Source organism: Micromonospora sp. KLBMP9576 (genome assembly GCF_050941805.1).
In the GTDB taxonomy this organism is placed as follows: domain Bacteria; phylum Actinomycetota; class Actinomycetes; order Mycobacteriales; family Micromonosporaceae; genus Micromonospora.
Genome location: NZ_CP194567.1, coordinates 3,242,341 through 3,258,654, shown reverse-complemented (window position 1 = coordinate 3,258,654; position 16,314 = coordinate 3,242,341). Strand labels below are relative to the sequence as shown.

Genomic DNA, 16,314 nt, shown 5'->3' with positions numbered 1-16,314 from the left:
CCCCAAGGGTCCGTCGCGTCCCGCTCACCGCCCGTCGCGTTTCGCCCCATCGCCCGTCGCGCCCGGTGCTGCCCGCCCGCGCGGAGGGTGCTGCCGGGGCCTCCGTATGATGCTTGCCCTACAGCAAGCTTCCGGAGGATGATCATGTTGGAGGCACCGGGCCAGGTCCTGCGTGCGCTTCGCGCGGCCCCGCCCGACCAGGTGGTGGAGGCGGCGGACCGGGTGATCCGGTCCGTGTTGGGCGCCTCGCGGATGGACGTGTTCGTCGCCGACTACCGGATCAGCGGGCTCTGGCCGGTGCTGGGCGGGGATCTCACCGACGGCGGCTTCCTCGCCTGCCACGGGGTGGCGCAGCGTTGCTACAGCAGTCAGCAGCCGGTGACCGACACCGACGACGAGGGCCGGTGCCGGCTGTACCTGCCACTGTCGGTGTGGGGCGAGCGGCTGGGCGTGCTCCTCGTCGAGCTGCCCGCCCCGGTCGGTGCGGACACCGTCGGCCGGGCCGCGGACATCGCCGGCGAGCTGGCCGTCGTCCTGCGCGCGGCGGACCGGGGGACCGACAGGTACCGCCGGGTCCGCCGCCGGGAGCGACTCAGCATGGCCGCGGAGATGCAGTGGGAGCTGCTGCCGGGGCGCGGCGTCAGCCATCCGGCGTTCGAGCTCGCCGGGCAGTTGGAGCCGGCGTACCTGGTGGGCGGGGACCACTTCGACTGGTCCGTGGACGAGGACCTCACGGTGACGGCGCTCAACGGTTCCGGCATCGGGCTGGCGGCGGCGCTGCTGACCGCCGTGACCGTGAACGCGTTGCGCAACGCCCGGCGCTCCGGCGGCAGCCTCGTCGAGCAGGCCGAGCTGGCCTCCGACACGGTCTACTACCAGCATCGCGGGCGCCGGTACGTGGCCACGCTGCTGCTCCAGCTGGACACCACCACCGGCCGGGTGCGGGCGGTGGACGCGGGCTCACCGCACCTGCTGCGCCAGCGCGGTGCGACGGTGACGCCGATCGAGCTGGAGCAGCAGCTCCCGCTGGGCATGTTCGCCGATGCCCGCTACGACGTGCAGGAGTTCGACCTGGCGCCCGGGGACCGGCTCTTCATCGTCAGCGACGGGGTGTGGTCCGCCGACCCCGGTGACCGCGGGGCATACGGTGAGCGGGCGATGGCGCGGGCGATGCGGTCCACGCGGTTGCAACCCCCGGCGGAGGCGGTTGGTACGGTGATGCGCGAACTGCACGCCTGGCACGCGGATGCCGACCTGCGCGACGACGCGGTCGTCGTCTGCCTGGACTGGCGTGGTCCCGTCGGGCGGGGCGACGCGTGAGAACCGTGGTCGCGACGGCGGAACACGAGCGGGCCGATCGCAGGGGACACCGGGTGGAGCGACCTCTGAATCTCGCCGCGGCGATCGACGCGGCCGCCGCGACTCTTGTCGGCGTGCTCGACTCCGCGGTGTCCCGGCACCAGATGACCGTCTCGCCGACCCAACTGCGCGTGCTGTCGCTCATCTCGGGCCGACCGGAGACCAACGTCAACGGCCTGGCCGAGTTGCTCGACGTCGTACCGTCCTCGGCGAGCCGGCTGTGCGACCGGTTGGAGGCCACCGGGCTGCTGCGCCGGGTGCCCGACCCCCGGGACCGGCGGGAGGTGCGGCTGGTGCCGACCGCCGCCGCCGAGACGCTGCTGCGCGAGTTGCAGGAGCGCCGGCACCGGGCGGTGCAGGTCGTGTTGGACCGGATGCCCGCCCGGGTGCAGCGCGACCTGCTGCTGGCGCTGGTGGCCTTCGAGCGGGCGGCCGGCGCGCCGGCCGAGGTCGCGCCCGACTCCTCGGCCCGCACGGCCTGACGGCCCGCACGGCCTGACGGCCCGCACGGCCTGACGGCCCGCCGCCCGAATCCGCCCACCACCCAGTATCCTAGGACGCTCTACGCGTGGTGACCCGCCACGCACGACGCCAGCCCTGGCGCCGGAGCCCACGGCCGAACGACGGAGCCAGGAACGGGCTACGACGGCCCGATATAGTGGCTGCGCAACCAGCCGGCCCGTGATCGCCACGATCGCGGGCCGCGTCAGGCGAGGGTCCCGTCCCGGGACCGCAGGGGGTGCCGGCGCCAGCCGGCCCGACAGCGCCCACGTTCCCCACGCCGCCCGTCCTCGGTCGGGCGGCGGAGCGTGCGGCGAAGGAGGTTCGGTGTCGCGTCCGTCGGCTCGGCAGGAGCATCCGGAGGCCACCGGTGGAAGCGGTCCGACCGCGGGCGACCGGATCCTCACGCTGCCGAACGTCATCAGCCTCGTCCGGCTGCTCGGCGTGCCGCTCTTCCTCTATCTCCTGCTCGTCGCGCACGCCGACGTGGCCGCGCTCGTGGTGCTGGCCATCGGCGGTACCACGGACTGGGTGGACGGCTGGGTCGCCCGCCGGATGCGTCAGGTCAGCCGGCTGGGGGAGCTGCTCGACCCGTTCGCCGACCGGCTCTACATCCTCGCCACGCTGCTCGGGTTCACCGCCCGCGGCGTGGTGCCCTGGCAGTTCACCGCGGCGCTGCTGGCCCGTGAGCTGCTCCTGCTCGCCTCGTTGGGGGTGCTGCGCCGGCACGGTTACGGCCCGCCGCCGGTGCACTACGTCGGCAAGACCGCGACCTTCCTGCTGCTGGCCGCCTTCCCGATCCTGTTGCTGGCCGCCGCGGTGCCGGACACCGCGGCAGTCGCCGGGGCGATCGGCTGGGGCCTGGCCTGGTGGGGCCTGGTGTTCTACTGGGTCGCCGGCGCGCTCTACGTCGTGCAGGCCCGCCGCCTGGTCCTGGCCGTGCGGGCAAGGGGAGCGTCGGCATGACGGGCACGCCGGAAGACGGTGGGGGACGCGGCGACCGGGTGTACGCCCCGGACTTCCTCACCGAGTTGTTCCGCAACCCGTTGGATCCCGGGTACGCGGACGCCGCCGCCCGGCGTCGGGAGCGACCAGCCCCGACCCGCGGGTGGCGGGGCTGGTCGACGCGGTCGGTGAGCCTGGTCGTGGTGGTGGTGCTGGGTTTCCTGTTCGCGGTGGCGTACCGGCAGACGCTCAAGGCCGAGCCGGGGCGCAGTCAGGCCCGGTCCGGGCTGGTCGAGCAGATCAAGCAGCGTGAGACCGAGACCGACCGGTTGTCGGTGCGGGCCGACGAGCTGCGGGCGCAGGTGGCGCAGCAGCGGGAGGCGGCGCTGGGCGGTTCGGAGGCGGCACGGTTGCGCGTGCTGGAGGCGGGCACCGGGCTGGGGCCGGTGCGCGGCGACGGCCTGGTGGTGCGCCTGGCGGACGCGCCGCAGAATCCGGACGCGGTGACCGGTGCGGATGTGGGGCCGTCCCGGGTGATCTACAGCGACCTGCAGGGCGTGGCCAACGACCTGTGGGCGGCGGGGGCGGAGGCGATCGCGATCAACGGTCAGCGGTTGACGGCGATGTCGACGATCCGGTCGGCGGGGCAGGCGATCCTGGTGGATTTCCGGCCGGTGACGGGGCCGTACGAGGTGTCGGCGATCGGCCCGGGGTCGATGCGGGACCGGTACGAGGACAGCCGCAGCGCGCTGACCATGCGGAAGGTGGCCGAGGACACCGGGCTGTCGTTCGGGTTACGCAAGGCGGGGGACCTCACCCTGCCGGCCGCTCCGGACCCGCGGCTACGCTACGCGCAGCCCTCGGTGAGCCCGACGCCGTCGCCGTCGGGGGCTGACCGTTCCGCCAGTCCCGCGCCGTCCGGTTCGAGGACGTCTCCCAGCCCCTCCGGAGGTGGTCGATGATCGCGGTGCTGGCGTTGCTCGCCGGTGTGGTTCTCGGGGTGTGGCTCGACCCCACGGTTCCCGCGGCGTTGCAGCCGTATCTGCCGATCGCGGTGGTGGCCGCGCTGGACGCGGTGTTCGGCGGGGTGCGGGCGAAGCTCGACCGGATCTTCGACGACAAGCAGTTCGTGGTGTCGTTCATCTCGAACGTGTTGGTGGCGGGTCTGATCGTGTACCTGGGTGACCAGTTGGGGGTGGGCGGTCAGCTCTCCACCGGTGTGGTGGTGGTCCTGGGGGTTCGGATCTTCGGCAACGTGGCGGCGATCCGTCGGCATCTGTTCCGGGCGTAGGTTGATGGCGTGAGCAGCGACGAGCACACCGAGACCGGCACGGGTTGGCCGCAGCCGGTGGTTCCGGGTCCGTCGGATCCGGCGGGCGAGCCCGATCCGCGGCCGGATTCGCCGGATCCTGACGAGTTGAGCCCGCTGGCGCCGCAGCGTCCGGCGCCGTCGGAGGTGCCGCCCGTGCGGGAGGAGCCGGACGACGCCGCGACGGTCGATCTGAGTCGTGCCGCCGGCGAGGGTGCGGCGCTCGCCGGTGGCGCGCCGCCGCGGCGGCGGGTGAGTTCGGCCGGGGTGATGATCGGGGTGCTGTTGGCGTTGCTGGGGTTCACCCTGGTGGTGCAGCTCAGGACGACGTCGACGGATCCGACGGTGGCGGCGACGCGGCAGGAGGACCTGGTCCGGATCCTGTTCGACCTGAATTCGCGGGAGGTCCGGCTGCGGCAGGACATCGCGACGCTGGAGGAGAGTCAGCGGCAGTTGCGTTCGGGTCAGCAGGGGCGGCAGGCGGCGCTGGAGGAGGCGACGCGGCGGGCCGACGAGTTGGGCATCCTGGCGGGGACGTTGCCGGCGACGGGGCCGGGGTTGGCGGTGCGGTTCGAGGCGGGGGACAAGCCGCTCTCGGCGTCGCGGGTGCTGGACGCGGTGCAGGAGTTGCGGGGCGCGGGCGCGGAGGCGATGCAGATCTCCGGTGGTGACCGGGCCACGGTGCGGATCATCGCGTCGACGTTCTTCCTGGACGGGGAGGGCGGGGCGTTGGTGGTGGACGGGCGTCGGTTGACGGGACCGTTCACGATCACGGTGATCGGTGATCCCGCGACGATGCGTACGGCCCTGAACATTCCCGGCGGGGTGGTGGCGTCGGTGACGGGTGACGGCGGTAAGTTGATCGTTGAGGATCGTGAGGCTGCCGAGGTTTCGGCGCTGCACGCGCCGATCAAGCTGGAACACGCCCGTCCGGTCTCCTGACCGGCGCGGCCCGCACCTTTCCGGTGCGCCGATGGATGAAGGACGCGTCTGGTGATTCCTGAGGATCTGCGGTATACCGCCGAGCACGAGTGGGTGGCGGGTGACGGTGGCGGCAGTGTGCGCATCGGCATCACGCACTTCGCGCAGGACGCTCTTGGCGACATCGTGTTCGTCCAGTTGCCCGAGTCGGGTGCGGTGGTGGCGGCCGGTGAGTCGTTGGGTGAGATCGAGTCGACGAAGAGCGTCTCGGAGATCTACGCCCCGCTCGGCGGGACGGTGGTGGCGCGTAACGAGGCGCTCGGCGACACCCCCGAGGTGATCAACACTGATCCGTACGGTGCGGGTTGGTTGTTGGAGATCACTCCGGATGATCCGGCGGCGGTAGGTGGACTGTTGTCCCCGGCCGCGTATCGTGAGCTCACCGAGAGCTGAGTGCGTTTTCTCCGGGCGTGGCAGGTGTTCCGCGCGTCCGGTTGCCCTGCATTTCGGCGCTGGCTAGGCTCGCCCAGTCGACCGAGAACCCAATAGTTGTGTTGTGCGTCGCGGAATTGCCTTCACGGCACGGGGAGCCCAGCCGCCGGGTGTGTGAGTGCCCGGCGGCCAGTCCCGCCATCGCCCGACGCCGACCGAACAGATCCGTGAGGTGGTCCCATGACGCGCCCAGACGACGAGTTCCCCCCACTCGACGTCACTTCGACGCTCAATCTCGGTTCGCTCGACGAAGTGCTGGAGGGTCCGGACACCGATGTGGTGCCGAGCCGGATGTCCGGTTCGTTGCCGCCGGGTATGGCGCTGCTGGTGGTTCGCCGGGGTCCGAATGCGGGCGCTCGGTTCCTGTTGGATCATGACGTGACGACCAGTGGCCGTCATCCGGACAGTGACATCTTCCTCGATGATGTGACGGTGTCGCGGCGGCACGCGGAGTTCCACCGTGATGGTGGGACGTTCACGGTGCGCGACGTGGGGAGCCTCAACGGCACGTACGTGAACCGGGAGCGGGTCGAGGCGGCCACGTTGAGCAATGGTGACGAGGTGCAGATCGGTAAGTTCCGGGTGGTGTACATTGCCGGTCCGCGCCCGCAGGAGGGGGCCGGCCGGGGGTGAACGAGCCTGCGGCCTCCGCGCCGCCCGAGGGTGCCGGTGCCCGCCCGCTGATGAGTATCGGCGAGGTGTTGGGTCAGTTGCGGGCTGATTTTCCGGACGTGACGATTTCGAAGTTGCGGTTCCTCGAGGCCGAGGGTCTGGTGGAGCCGCAGCGGACGGCGGCGGGTTACCGGAAGTACAGCTGGGACGATGTGCTGCGGTTGCGGTTCGTGCTGACCGCACAGCGGGATCAGTATCTGCCTCTTCGGGTTATTCGCGATCAGTTGGCGCAGTGGGATGCCTCGGGGGAGTCGTCGGGTCGGCAGCGGCCGACGTTGGTGGCGGTGGGTCCCGACGGGGAGGTTCCGGGGCGGGTGCCGCAGGAGCCGGCCGAGTCGCCGCAGGCGCGGTTCGGCCGGACGGATCTGGTGGCGCGCAGTGGGATCGACGAGTCGACGCTGGGTGAGTTGGAGCGGCTCGGTGTGCTGGTGTCGGATCCGCCGGGTTGGTACGACGGCGATGCGTTGATCATCGCGCGGGCGGTGGCGGGTCTGGCGGTGTACGGGTTGGAGCCTCGGCATCTGCGGGGTTACCGGTCGGCGGCTGATCGGGAGGTTGGTCTGTTCGCGCAGTTGGTGGCGCCGTTGGCGCGGCAGAGTGATCCGGCGGCGCGGGCGCGGGCGGCGGAGACGGCGCGGGAGTTGGTGGCGTTGTCCCAGCAGTTGCACGCGGCGTTGGTGCGGGTGGGGTTGCGTTCGACGTTGGGTCGGTGACCCGGCGGGGTCGGGCGGAAGGATCTTCCCCGGGAAGCGTGTCGTAGGCTTGCCGGGGTAACCCCTTTTCTGGCGCGGGTGTGGTGCGGGTAGCGCATCGGACGGCCGTGTCGCGGTCCGTGTACCGTGCAGGGAAGGGCGCGGTGCGGCACATAGGTGACAACGACACGGAGGCGGCGGTGCGCGAGCTGAGCGTGGTCGGAGTTCGGGTGGAGCTGCCCAGCAACCAGCCGATCGTCCTGCTCAGGGAGGTCGAGGGGGATCGCTACCTGCCGATCTGGATCGGTGCGGTCGAGGCGACGGCGATCGCCTATGAGCAGCAGGGGGTCAAGCCGGCCCGGCCGCTGACCCATGATCTTCTGCGGGACGTGTTGGCGGCGTTGAAGGCGCCGTTGCGGGCGGTGGAGATCATGGAGTTGAAGGAGAACGTCTTCTACGCGGATCTTCTGCTCGGTGACGGGGTGCGGGTGTCGGCCAGGCCGAGCGATTCCATCGCCCTGGCGTTGCGGGTCGGTGCGCCGATTCGTTGTGCGGAGGAGGTCCTCAGCGAGGCGGGGATCGTGATCCCGGACGAGCAGGAGGACGAGGTGGAGAAGTTCCGCGAGTTCCTGGACCAGGTGCGTCCGGAGGATTTCGCCGGCTGATTTGCCGCTTGTTTTCCCGGGATGGTGCGAGTGTCGCTCCCCGGGGTGCTGTGGGTGATCTTCGTGGTGTCGCGGCGTGTCGCGGCGCCTCCTTCGGGGCAATTCCCGACGACGGCTATAGGGTTGCCGTTGTCGAGGGGTGCGCGTCCCGGAAACGACGTGTCACCGCACTGGCGGGGAGGTTGTCCGGATGCACGAGCCGCGAGATCCCGATCCTGGCGTGAGGCTGGACGAGCCGGGTGTGACGCCGCCGGGGTGGGCGACCGAGGGCGATGGTGCCGTGGGATACCGGGGCGTCACGGCTTGTCACGCGGCGGGGATCAGCTACCGCCAGTTGGATTACTGGGCGCGCACCGGGCTGGTGGTGCCGGGGGTGCGCGACGCGTCGGGTTCGGGCACGCAGCGGCTGTATTCGTTTCGGGACCTGGTGGTCCTGAAGGTGGTGAAGCGGCTGCTGGACGCCGGGGTGTCGTTGCAGAACATCCGTAAGGCCATCGAGGCGCTGCGTTCGCGTGGGGTGGCGGATCTGGCGGGCATCACGCTGATCTCCGACGGCACGACCGTGTATGAGTGCCGGTCGCCGGAGGAGGTGGTCGACCTGTTGCAGGGTGGCCAGGGGGTGTTCGGTATCGCGATCGGTGGGGCGTTCAAGGAGATCCAGGGTTCCCTGTCGCACCTGCCGTCGGAGCCTGCGACGTCGGCCGAGCCGGCGGTGGTGGCGGATCCGTTGGGTGACGAGTTGGCGGCGCGTCGGGCGCGGCGTCGGGCGGGTTGACCCGCCGTCCTCCCGGGAAGTGGGTCGTCGTCGGTGGTTCAGTGCCGTTCGACGGCGGCGACGGCGTCGGCGATGGGGGTGTCGCCCGCGACGAGTTCCAGGATCGCGCCGGCGCTGCCCGGGTGGTAGAGCAGGGCGACCAGGACCCGGGCGACGTCGGTGCGGGTGATCGAGCCCGGTGGGGTGTGCCGGTCGAGGGTGATCCGCCCGGTGGGTGGGTCGTCGGTGAGCTGGCCGGGGCGCAGGATGCTCCAGTCGAGGTCACGGCCGGTCAGGTCGTCCTCGGCGGCTTTCTTGGCCCGCAGGTATGCGGCGAACACGTCGTCGGCGGGTGGTGCGTCGTCGACGCCCATGGATGACAGCAGCAGGTAGCGGCGTACGCCGGCGCGTTCGGCGGCGTCGGCGAGCAGGACGGCGCCGCCCCGGTCGACGGTGTCCTTGCGGGCGGCGCCGCTGCCGGGGCCGGCGCCGGCGGCGAAGAGGACCGCGTCGGCGTCGCGTAGGTGTGCGGCGAGTTCGTCGACGCCGACGTGTTCGAGGTCGGCCACGACGGGGTGTGCGCCGGCGGCGCGCAGGGCGGCGGTGTGGTCGGGGTTGCGGATCAGGCCGACGGCGGTGTCGCCGCGACCGGCGAGTTCGCGGTGGGTCAGTTGGGCGATCTTGCCGTGTCCTCCGGCGATGACGACGCGCATACCGTCAACCTAGCCGTCGGGGCGTCGTGCTGCGGTGTGGTCGGGGTGTTCGCCGTGGGGTGGGTGGCTGAGGCAGCATGGACGGGTGACGGAGATCCTCGACGCGCTGGCCGCCCGGGTGGCCGGCGGTGGTGTGGTGGTGTTGAGCGGGGCGGGGCTGTCCACGGAGTCGGGCATCCCGGATTACCGGGGGTCGAGCGGGGCGGCGCGGCGGCACACCCCGATGACGTACCAGGTGTTCACGGGTGACGCGCAGGCGCGGCGGCGCTACTGGGCGCGCAGCCATCTGGGGTGGCGGGTGATCGCGGGGGCGGTCCCGAACGAGGGGCACCGGGCGGTGGCGCGGCTGCACCGCGTCGGGTTGGTCGACGGGGTCATCACGCAGAACGTGGACGGGTTGCACACGGCGGCGGGCAGCCCGTCGGTGGTGGAGTTGCACGGGCGTCTGGCCGAGGTGGTGTGTCTGGGCTGCGGTAACCGGACGTCGCGGGCGGAGGTGGACCGGCGGTTGCGGGAGGCGAACGAGGGTTTCGCGGCGCGGGTCGCGGTGGTCAATCCGGATGGTGACGTGGATCTTGCCGACGAGGAGGTGGCCCGGTTCCGTGTGGTCGACTGCACGTTCTGCCGGGGCGGGGTGTTGAAGCCGGACGTGGTGTTCTTCGGCGAGACGGTGCCGGCGGCGCGGGTGTCGCGGTGTTTCGACCTGGTGGCGCGGGCACGGTTGTTGCTGGTGTTGGGGTCGTCGTTGACGGTGATGTCGGGTCGCCGGTTCGTGCTGCGGGCGGCGAAGTTGGGCATTCCGGTGGTGATCGTCAACCAGGGGCCGACCCGGGGTGACGGGTATGCGGCGTTGACCGTCGACGCGCCGCTGGGTCGGCTGCTGCCGGCGTTGGCCGACCGGGCGGCCACCGCCGTGGTGCCGGCGGGCTGACGGGCGTCGGCCGGTAGCGGTCGCGGCGGTGGTGGGGTAGGTGGGTGATCCACTCCGGGGGTACGACCTTCGGTGGGCGATCGGGCGCTGGTAGCGTTGACCATGCCGGCAGCACCCACGTGGGAGAGACCGCCCAGCAGCATCCGGGGCGGCGCCGAAGGGGCAAATCCTCCCCGGAACCTCTCAGGCAAAAGGACCTCGTGGGCAGGCACTGTGGAGCGCCTCGCGGGCGCGACAGAGGGGGAGGCCGACCTGTCGACCTCGCCCCGGGAGCGCCATCCATGACCGTAGAGCAGTTCGCCGCCCGTCACATCGGCCCTGATCCGCACGATGAGCGTCGGATGTTGGAGGCCGTCGGTTACGGCTCGGTCGAGGAGCTGATGGACGCGGCGATTCCCGAGGTGATCCGCTGGCACGGCACCCTGGCGTTGCCGGAGCCGGCCAGCGAGCATGAGGCCCTGGCCGAGTTGCGGGCCCTGGCGGCCCGCAACACCGTGGCGGTGTCGATGATCGGTCTGGGCTACCACGGTACGCACACCCCGGCGGTGATCCGGCGCAACGTGCTGGAGGATCCGGCCTGGTACACGGCGTACACGCCGTATCAGCCGGAGATCAGCCAGGGCCGGTTGGAGGCGCTGCTGAACTTCCAGACCATGGTCACGGACCTGACGGGGTTGGCGACGGCGAACGCGTCGATGCTGGATGAGGGCACGGCCGCGGCCGAGGCGATGACGCTGGCGCGGCGCGCGTCGAAGAGCAGGAGCCGGGTGTACGTGGTCGACGCCGACACCCTGCCGCAGACCGTCGCGGTGATCTGCAGCCGGGCGGAGCCGATCGGCATCGACGTGCGGATCGTCGACACCGAGCGCGACGAGTTGCCGGCGGAGTTCTTCGGCCTGCACCTGCAGTACCCGGGGGCGTCGGGGGCGGTGCGTGACCAGGCGGGTCTTGTCGAGGCGGCGCACGGTGTCGGGGCGTTGGTCACGGTGGCGGCGGATCTGCTGGCCCTGACGTTGCTGCGGGCGCCGGGGGAGATGGGCGCCGACATCGCCGCGGGCACCACGCAGCGGTTCGGTGTGCCGATGGGCTTCGGTGGGCCGCATGCCGGTTATCTGGCGGTGCGGGCGGGGTTGGAGCGGATGCTGCCCGGCCGGTTGGTGGGGGTGTCGCGGGACGCGGACGGCAACCCGGCGTACCGGTTGGCGTTGCAGACCCGTGAGCAGCACATCCGGCGGGAGAGGGCGACCAGCAACATCTGCACCGCGCAGGTGCTGCTCGCGGTGATGGCCGGCATGTACGCCGTCTACCACGGTCCGGACGGGCTGCGGGAGATCGCCCGCCGTACGCATGGCATGGCGGCGCGGTTGGCGGCGACGCTGCGGCGTCTCGACGGTGTCGAGGTGGTGCACCAGGCGTTCTTCGACACGGTCCTGGTGCGGGTGCCGGGGGGTGCCGGGGCGGTCGTCGCCGAGGCGGCTGGCCGGGGTGTGAACCTGCGGTTGGTCGACGCCGACCACGTGGGGGTGTCCTGTGACGAGACGACCACGGTGGCGCACCTGCGGAAGGTGTGCGACGCGTTCGGGGTCACCGTCGCGGGCCGGCCGGCGACGGTGGCGGACGCGCCGGTCGAGGGTGCGTTGCCGGCGGCCCTGGCCCGTACGTCGGATTTCCTGACCCACCCGGTGTTCGGCAGTCACCACTCGGAGACGGCGATGCTGCGTTACCTGCGGCGGTTGTCGGACTTCGACTACGCCCTGGACCGGGGGATGATCCCGCTGGGGTCGTGCACGATGAAACTCAACGCCACCACCGAGATGGAGCCGGTGAGCTGGCCGGAGTTCGCGCACATCCACCCGTTGGCGCCGGACGCGCAGACCTCCGGTTACCGGGAGATGATCTCCCAGTTGGAGGGGTGGCTGGCGGAGGTGACCGGTTACGACGCGGTCAGCGTGCAGCCCAACGCCGGTTCGCAGGGCGAGCTGGCGGGTCTGCTGGCGATTCGTGGCTACCACCGGCAGCGGGGGCAGGGGCACCGCGACGTGTGTCTGATTCCGTCGTCGGCGCACGGCACCAACGCGGCGAGCGCGGTGATGGCGGGTATGCGGGTCGTGGTGGTGGGCTGTGACGACGGGGGCAACATCGACCTGGTGGACCTCGACGCCAAGATCGAAAAGCATCGGGGCGCCCTCGCGGCGATCATGGTGACGTATCCGTCGACGCACGGGGTGTACGAGACGGGCATCGCGTCGCTGTGCGCGAAGGTCCACGACGCCGGCGGGCAGGTGTACGTCGACGGGGCGAACCTCAACGCGCTGGTCGGGTTCGCCAAGCCGGGCAAGTTCGGGGCGGACGTGTCGCACCTGAACCTGCACAAGACGTTCTGCATTCCGCACGGCGGCGGTGGTCCGGGGGTGGGTCCGGTGGCGGTGCGGGCGCACCTGGCGCCGTTCCTGCCGGGTGACGCGTCCGGTGCGCACGTCGACGGCCGGCCGGCGATCTCGGCGGCACGGTACGGGTCGGCGGGGATCCTGCCGATTCCGTGGGCGTACCTGCGGATGATGGGTGCGGCGGGGCTGACCCGGGCCACCGGGGTGGCGGTGCTGGCGGCGAACTACGTGGCGGCGCGGCTGCGGGGGCACTTCCCGGTGCTGTACGCGGGCAACAAGGGCCTGGTGGCGCACGAGTGCATCCTGGACCTGCGGGCGCTGACGAAGGCGACCGGGGTGAGTGTGGACGACGTGGCGAAGCGGCTGGTCGACTACGGGTTCCACGCGCCGACGATGTCGTTCCCGGTGGCGGGGACGCTCATGGTGGAGCCGACCGAGAGTGAGGACCTGGCCGAGCTGGACCGGTTCTGCGCTGCGATGATCGCCATTCGGGCGGAGATCGACGCCGTGGGCTCGGGGCGGTGGCCGGCCGGGGACAACCCGCTGTCCAACGCCCCGCACACGGCGGCGATGGTGTCGGCGGACGAGTGGGCGCACCCGTATCCGCGGTCGGTGGGCGCGTATCCGGGTGGGGTGGAGCGGGCCGGGAAGTACTGGCCGCCGGTGCGGCGCGTCGACGGCGCGTACGGCGACCGGAATCTGGTGTGTTCGTGCCCGGCGCCGGAGGCCTTCGAGAGCTGACGTCGCGTGACGCCGGGGCGGTCGTGCTGCCGCCCCGGCGGGTGCGCCGAGCTGGGTGGCGACGTCCCTGGGCGGGAGATCGGCCCGGTGCGGCGCGGCACGAACCGGGTGACGCAGTGTGAGGGGGATCAGGCGGCGAGGGCGTGCCGGGCCGGGCCGCGGTGCGGGGCGATGCTGCTGCCGTCGGGGAGTAGTTCGCCGGTGTCCTCGAAGACGATGACACCGTTGCAGAGCAGGCTCCAGCCCTGTTCAGGAAAGCAGGCGAGGACCCGGGCGGCGTCCCGGTCGGTCGCTTCGGCGGAGGGGCAGGTGGGTTGGTGCTGGCACATCGGGATCTCCGGACTGTGGGGGCACTGTGTCATGGTTCACATGACCAGTGACGCACAGTACCAAGCGAAACGGCCCAACATCGAGCAGGTATGCGCGTGGTTCTCGGGAAATCCACTGAACGGATGAGGAAGAATGGGCCGGACGGTGTGGAAGCGCTCCCATCGGTAGGGGTCGACGCACCGGCGGCGCCGGCCGGCTGCCGCCGCACGCTCGTCGAGCGGGCGCGGTGGCAGTGGCGTCCGGCCGACGGCGGGGACCCGGCGGCGCAGGTCGAGCTGTTCCTCGCCGCCCACGGTCTGCCGATGCACGACCTGGCCCGGCCCGCCACCGGCCACGACCCGAGCGGGGTCTGCGGGGCGGCCCTCTACGTCTCCGCCGCCGCCGGGGCCACCCTGGTCGGCGCGAACCCCGGCGCGGCCAACCCCGCCCCGGCGCTGCCGGAGGTCGTCGTGGTCGTCTACGGCCACACCCCGGCGCCCGCCCGGTCGTGCGGGTCCAGCTCGGCGCGCACACGGTGGTGGTGCGGCGACTGGGTGCCGAGCTGGACGCCGGCGCAGCACGCCGACGCCGTGACGGCGGTGCGCGCGGCGATCGGTCGCGGCGACGTCTACCAGGTCAACGTCGTCGGCCACGCCGCCGCCCGCTACGACGGCGACCCGCTGGCGGCCCTGCGCCGGCTGGCCGCGCTGCCCGGCGCCCGCTACGGCGGCATCCTCACCGGACCCGGTTGGGCCATCGGCTGCGCCAGCCCGGAGACCCTGGTGGAGCTGGCCGACGGGCGTCTGATCACCCGGCCGATCAAGGGCACCCGGGCGGCCACCGCCGCCGGCCGCGCCGAGCTGCTCGCCTCGGCCAAGGAACGCGCCGAGCACATCATGATCGTCGACCTGGAACGCAACGACCTGGGGCGCGTCGCGCGCACCGGCAGCGTGCGTGTCGACGAGCTGTTCGCCGTACGCCGGTGGTGTGACCTGTGGCAGGCCGAGTCGACGGTGTCCGCGGCGGTCGCCGACGGGCTCGGCCTGGCGGACCTGCTGCGCGCGGTGTGCCCCGGCGGCTCGGTCACCGGCGCCCCCAAGCTCGCCGCCCTGGACGCCGTCGCCGCCCTCGAGCCGGTGGGCCGGGGCGCCAGCATGGGCGCGCTCGGCTGGGTCGCCCCCGGGCGCGTCGACCTGGGCCTGACCATCCGCACCGCGGCGGTGGACGCCGAGCGGGTGCACGTGTGGGCGGGCGGAGGCATCACGTGGGGCAGCGACCCCGAGGCCGAGGTCGCCGAGGCCGCCGCCAAGGCCGCCCCGGTGCGCGCCGCGCTCGCCGGTGGGCGCGACGGCGCGACCTGAGCGGCGGGGCCGGTGCCGGCCCCGTCAGCGGCGCGCGGCGAAGCCGTCGAGCGCGGCCACGACCCGCTCGGACATGCCGGTGCCGGCCCCGTGCCCGACGGCGTCGAGCAACTCCAGCCGGGCGTCGGGCCAGGCCCGCGCCAGCCGCCACGCGGTCTCCGGCGGGCTGCTGACGTCCAAGCAGCCGTGCAGCAGCACCCCGGGAATGCCGGCCAGCCGCCCCGCCTCGCGCAGCAACTGCCCCTCCGGCAGGAAACACCCGTGCCGCCAGTAGTGGGTGACCAGTCGGGCGAACACCATCCGGAACGCCGGGTCGTCGTAGCGGGGGTCGGGCCGGTGCCCGGGCACGGTCGCGACGTGGGTGTCCTCCCACGCGCACCAACGCCGGGCCGCCTCGTCGCGTACGGCCGGGTCCGCATCGGCCAGCAGCCGGGCGTACGCGTCGGCCAGGTCGCCGTCGCGTTCGGCCGGCGGCACCCCGTCGCGGAACCGGGCCCACTCGGCCGGGAACACCCGCCCCATCTCCCGGGTCATCCACTCGATCTCCCGTCGGGTGCCGGCGGTGACGCTGAACAGCACCAGCTCGCTGACCCGCCCGGGGTGCCGCTGCGCGTACGCGAGGCCCAGGGCGGAGCCCCAGGAGGCGCCGAGCACCAGCCAGCGCTGCACGCCGAGGTGCGCGCGCAGCAGCTCGACGTCGGCGATCAGGTGTGCGGTGGTGTTGGTGGACAGGTCCACGCCCGCGTCGGCGGCGTGCGGGGTGCTGCGGCCACAGCCGCGCTGGTCGAACAGGGTCACCCGGTAGCGGGCCGGGTCGAACAGGGTCCGCCAGCCGGGTGTGCAGCCGGAGCCGGGCCCGCCGTGCAGCACCACCGCCGGCTTGCCGTCGGGGTTGCCGCAGGTCTCCCAGTACACGAGCTGACCGTCGCCGACCTCGAGCTTGCCGTGTGCGTACGGCTCGACCGGGGGATACCGCTGCGCCATCGCTCGTCCTCCCTCACCCACCTGATATGACAGCGCTGTTACATTAGCGGGGTGACGCAACGACCGGAACGCGAGGCCCTCGGGACGCTGCTGCGCCACGTCCTCGACCGGATCGACAGCGACGTCGCCACGGTCTACTCCGAGCGGGGCCTGGCCGACTACCGGCCCCGGTTCTCGCCGCCGCTGCGGGTGCTGGTCGCCGACGGGCCGCTGCCCATCCGCGACCTGGCCCGCCGCGTCGGGGTCACCCACTCCGCGGCCAGCCAGAGCGTCGCGCAGATGGCCCGCGCCGGCCTGGTCGAACTGACCCCGGGCGCGGACGCCCGCCAGCGCATCGTGCACCTGAGCGCCCGGGCCCGCGAGTTGCTACCGCTGATCGAGGCGGAGTGGGCGGCGACCACCACCGCACTGCGCGAACTGGACGCCGAACTGCCCGTCCCGCTGGCCGACCTGCTGTATGAGGTGCTCGCCGCGGTGGACCGGCGGTCGATGCGTCAGCGCATCGCCGACGCGGGCCTGCCACCGCCGGCCTGAGCCTGACCCGCGTCTTCGGCAGGGTGGACGTGACGGCGTGGGAC

The 16,314-nt window shown here is 72.4% G+C and carries 18 protein-coding genes and 1 riboswitch; of the genes, 15 read left to right on the top strand and 3 right to left on the bottom strand.

The window, feature by feature from the left end:
- The first annotated feature begins 144 nt into the window (after window positions 1–144).
- The 11 genes from ACQ452_RS14630 (at window position 145) to ACQ452_RS14580 (ending at window position 8,331) form a co-directional block, all read left to right on the top strand.
- On the top strand, window positions 145–1,320 hold the full coding sequence (locus ACQ452_RS14630; RefSeq protein WP_433384298.1) for a PP2C family protein-serine/threonine phosphatase: 1,176 nt from the start codon (window positions 145–147) through the stop codon (window positions 1,318–1,320).
- A 53-nt stretch (window positions 1,321–1,373) separates the two neighbouring features.
- Complete coding sequence (locus ACQ452_RS14625; protein ID WP_433384295.1) at window positions 1,374–1,841, top strand: MarR family winged helix-turn-helix transcriptional regulator; 468 nt, start codon at window positions 1,374–1,376, stop codon at window positions 1,839–1,841.
- Window positions 1,842–2,187: 346 nt separating this feature from the next.
- Window positions 2,188–2,826, top strand: a complete 639-nt coding sequence (locus ACQ452_RS14620; RefSeq protein WP_433384292.1) for a CDP-alcohol phosphatidyltransferase family protein — start codon at window positions 2,188–2,190, stop codon at window positions 2,824–2,826.
- On the top strand, window positions 2,823–3,767 hold the full coding sequence (locus ACQ452_RS14615; protein ID WP_433384289.1) for a DUF881 domain-containing protein: 945 nt from the start codon (window positions 2,823–2,825) through the stop codon (window positions 3,765–3,767). The genes ACQ452_RS14620 and ACQ452_RS14615 overlap by 4 nt, the downstream gene beginning before the upstream one ends.
- Window positions 3,764–4,096, top strand: a complete 333-nt coding sequence (locus ACQ452_RS14610; RefSeq protein ID WP_007460356.1) for a small basic family protein — start codon at window positions 3,764–3,766, stop codon at window positions 4,094–4,096. The genes ACQ452_RS14615 and ACQ452_RS14610 overlap by 4 nt, the downstream gene beginning before the upstream one ends.
- A 9-nt stretch (window positions 4,097–4,105) precedes the next feature.
- A complete protein-coding gene (locus ACQ452_RS14605) occupies window positions 4,106–5,056 on the top strand; it encodes a DUF881 domain-containing protein (protein WP_433384286.1) in 951 nt (316 codons plus the stop codon).
- 51 nt (window positions 5,057–5,107) lie between these two features.
- The gene (gene gcvH / locus ACQ452_RS14600; protein ID WP_433384284.1) at window positions 5,108–5,488 is read left to right on the top strand and encodes a glycine cleavage system protein GcvH; all 381 of its coding nucleotides are present in this window, start codon (window positions 5,108–5,110) and stop codon (window positions 5,486–5,488) included.
- A 219-nt stretch (window positions 5,489–5,707) separates the two neighbouring features.
- A complete protein-coding gene (gene odhI, locus ACQ452_RS14595) occupies window positions 5,708–6,160 on the top strand; it encodes an oxoglutarate dehydrogenase inhibitor Odhl (protein WP_433384281.1) in 453 nt (150 codons plus the stop codon).
- Window positions 6,161–6,210: 50 nt separating this feature from the next.
- On the top strand, window positions 6,211–6,912 hold the full coding sequence (gene ftsR / locus ACQ452_RS14590) for a transcriptional regulator FtsR (protein WP_433384278.1): 702 nt from the start codon (window positions 6,211–6,213) through the stop codon (window positions 6,910–6,912).
- Between the two features lie 179 nt (window positions 6,913–7,091).
- A complete protein-coding gene (locus ACQ452_RS14585) occupies window positions 7,092–7,556 on the top strand; it encodes a bifunctional nuclease family protein (RefSeq protein ID WP_433394152.1) in 465 nt (154 codons plus the stop codon).
- A gap of 190 nt (window positions 7,557–7,746) precedes the next feature.
- Window positions 7,747–8,331 carry a MerR family transcriptional regulator gene (locus ACQ452_RS14580; protein ID WP_433384275.1) on the top strand — a complete coding sequence of 195 codons (585 nt, stop codon included), beginning with the start codon at window positions 7,747–7,749 and terminating at the stop codon, window positions 8,329–8,331.
- A gap of 38 nt (window positions 8,332–8,369) precedes the next feature.
- On the opposite strand, the gene ACQ452_RS14575 is transcribed toward ACQ452_RS14580, so the two are convergent.
- Entirely contained in the window at window positions 8,370–9,023 is a 654-nt protein-coding gene (locus ACQ452_RS14575; RefSeq protein WP_433384272.1) for an SDR family oxidoreductase, read from the bottom strand.
- Window positions 9,024–9,108: 85 nt separating this feature from the next.
- Between ACQ452_RS14575 and ACQ452_RS14570 the strand changes: the two genes are divergently transcribed.
- Window positions 9,109–9,954, top strand: a complete 846-nt coding sequence (locus ACQ452_RS14570; RefSeq protein ID WP_433384269.1) for an NAD-dependent protein deacetylase — start codon at window positions 9,109–9,111, stop codon at window positions 9,952–9,954.
- Between the two features lie 110 nt (window positions 9,955–10,064).
- Window positions 10,065–10,163, top strand: a riboswitch (glycine riboswitch).
- 72 nt (window positions 10,164–10,235) lie between these two features.
- Window positions 10,236–13,082, top strand: a complete 2,847-nt coding sequence (gene gcvP / locus ACQ452_RS14565; RefSeq protein WP_433384267.1) for an aminomethyl-transferring glycine dehydrogenase — start codon at window positions 10,236–10,238, stop codon at window positions 13,080–13,082.
- A 128-nt stretch (window positions 13,083–13,210) separates the two neighbouring features.
- Here gcvP and ACQ452_RS14560 read toward each other — a convergent pair whose 3' ends face one another.
- On the bottom strand, window positions 13,211–13,411 hold the full coding sequence (locus ACQ452_RS14560) for a DUF5999 family protein (protein WP_053661069.1): 201 nt from the start codon (window positions 13,409–13,411) through the stop codon (window positions 13,211–13,213).
- A gap of 123 nt (window positions 13,412–13,534) precedes the next feature.
- On the opposite strand from ACQ452_RS14560, the gene ACQ452_RS14555 reads away from it, so the two are divergent.
- A complete protein-coding gene (locus ACQ452_RS14555) occupies window positions 13,535–14,752 on the top strand; it encodes a chorismate-binding protein (RefSeq protein WP_433384264.1) in 1,218 nt (405 codons plus the stop codon).
- Between the two features lie 24 nt (window positions 14,753–14,776).
- On the opposite strand, the gene pip is transcribed toward ACQ452_RS14555, so the two are convergent.
- Window positions 14,777–15,736 (bottom strand): prolyl aminopeptidase, encoded by a 960-nt coding sequence (gene pip, locus ACQ452_RS14550; RefSeq protein ID WP_433384261.1) that lies wholly within the window; start codon window positions 15,734–15,736, stop codon window positions 14,777–14,779.
- A gap of 51 nt (window positions 15,737–15,787) precedes the next feature.
- Between pip and ACQ452_RS14545 the strand changes: the two genes are divergently transcribed.
- Window positions 15,788–16,270, top strand: coding sequence for a MarR family winged helix-turn-helix transcriptional regulator (locus tag ACQ452_RS14545; RefSeq protein WP_433384258.1), 483 nt, complete (start codon window positions 15,788–15,790; stop codon window positions 16,268–16,270).
- Window positions 16,271–16,314: the final 44 nt, after the last annotated feature.

Coding starts and splice junctions, on each gene's coding strand:
- ftsR (WP_433384278.1), top strand. CDS start 6,211: ATGAGTATCGGCGAGGTGTTGGGTCAGTTGCGGGCTGATTTTCCGGAC.
- odhI (WP_433384281.1), top strand. CDS start 5,708: ATGACGCGCCCAGACGACGAGTTCCCCCCACTCGACGTCACTTCGACG.
- ACQ452_RS14630 (WP_433384298.1), top strand. CDS start 145: ATGTTGGAGGCACCGGGCCAGGTCCTGCGTGCGCTTCGCGCGGCCCCG.
- ACQ452_RS14610 (WP_007460356.1), top strand. CDS start 3,764: ATGATCGCGGTGCTGGCGTTGCTCGCCGGTGTGGTTCTCGGGGTGTGG.
- gcvP (WP_433384267.1), top strand. CDS start 10,236: ATGACCGTAGAGCAGTTCGCCGCCCGTCACATCGGCCCTGATCCGCAC.
- ACQ452_RS14580 (WP_433384275.1), top strand. CDS start 7,747: ATGCACGAGCCGCGAGATCCCGATCCTGGCGTGAGGCTGGACGAGCCG.
- ACQ452_RS14575 (WP_433384272.1), bottom strand. CDS start 9,023: ATGCGCGTCGTCATCGCCGGAGGACACGGCAAGATCGCCCAACTGACC.
- ACQ452_RS14555 (WP_433384264.1), top strand. CDS start 13,535: ATGAGGAAGAATGGGCCGGACGGTGTGGAAGCGCTCCCATCGGTAGGG.
- ACQ452_RS14560 (WP_053661069.1), bottom strand. CDS start 13,411: ATGTGCCAGCACCAACCCACCTGCCCCTCCGCCGAAGCGACCGACCGG.
- ACQ452_RS14615 (WP_433384289.1), top strand. CDS start 2,823: ATGACGGGCACGCCGGAAGACGGTGGGGGACGCGGCGACCGGGTGTAC.
- pip (WP_433384261.1), bottom strand. CDS start 15,736: ATGGCGCAGCGGTATCCCCCGGTCGAGCCGTACGCACACGGCAAGCTC.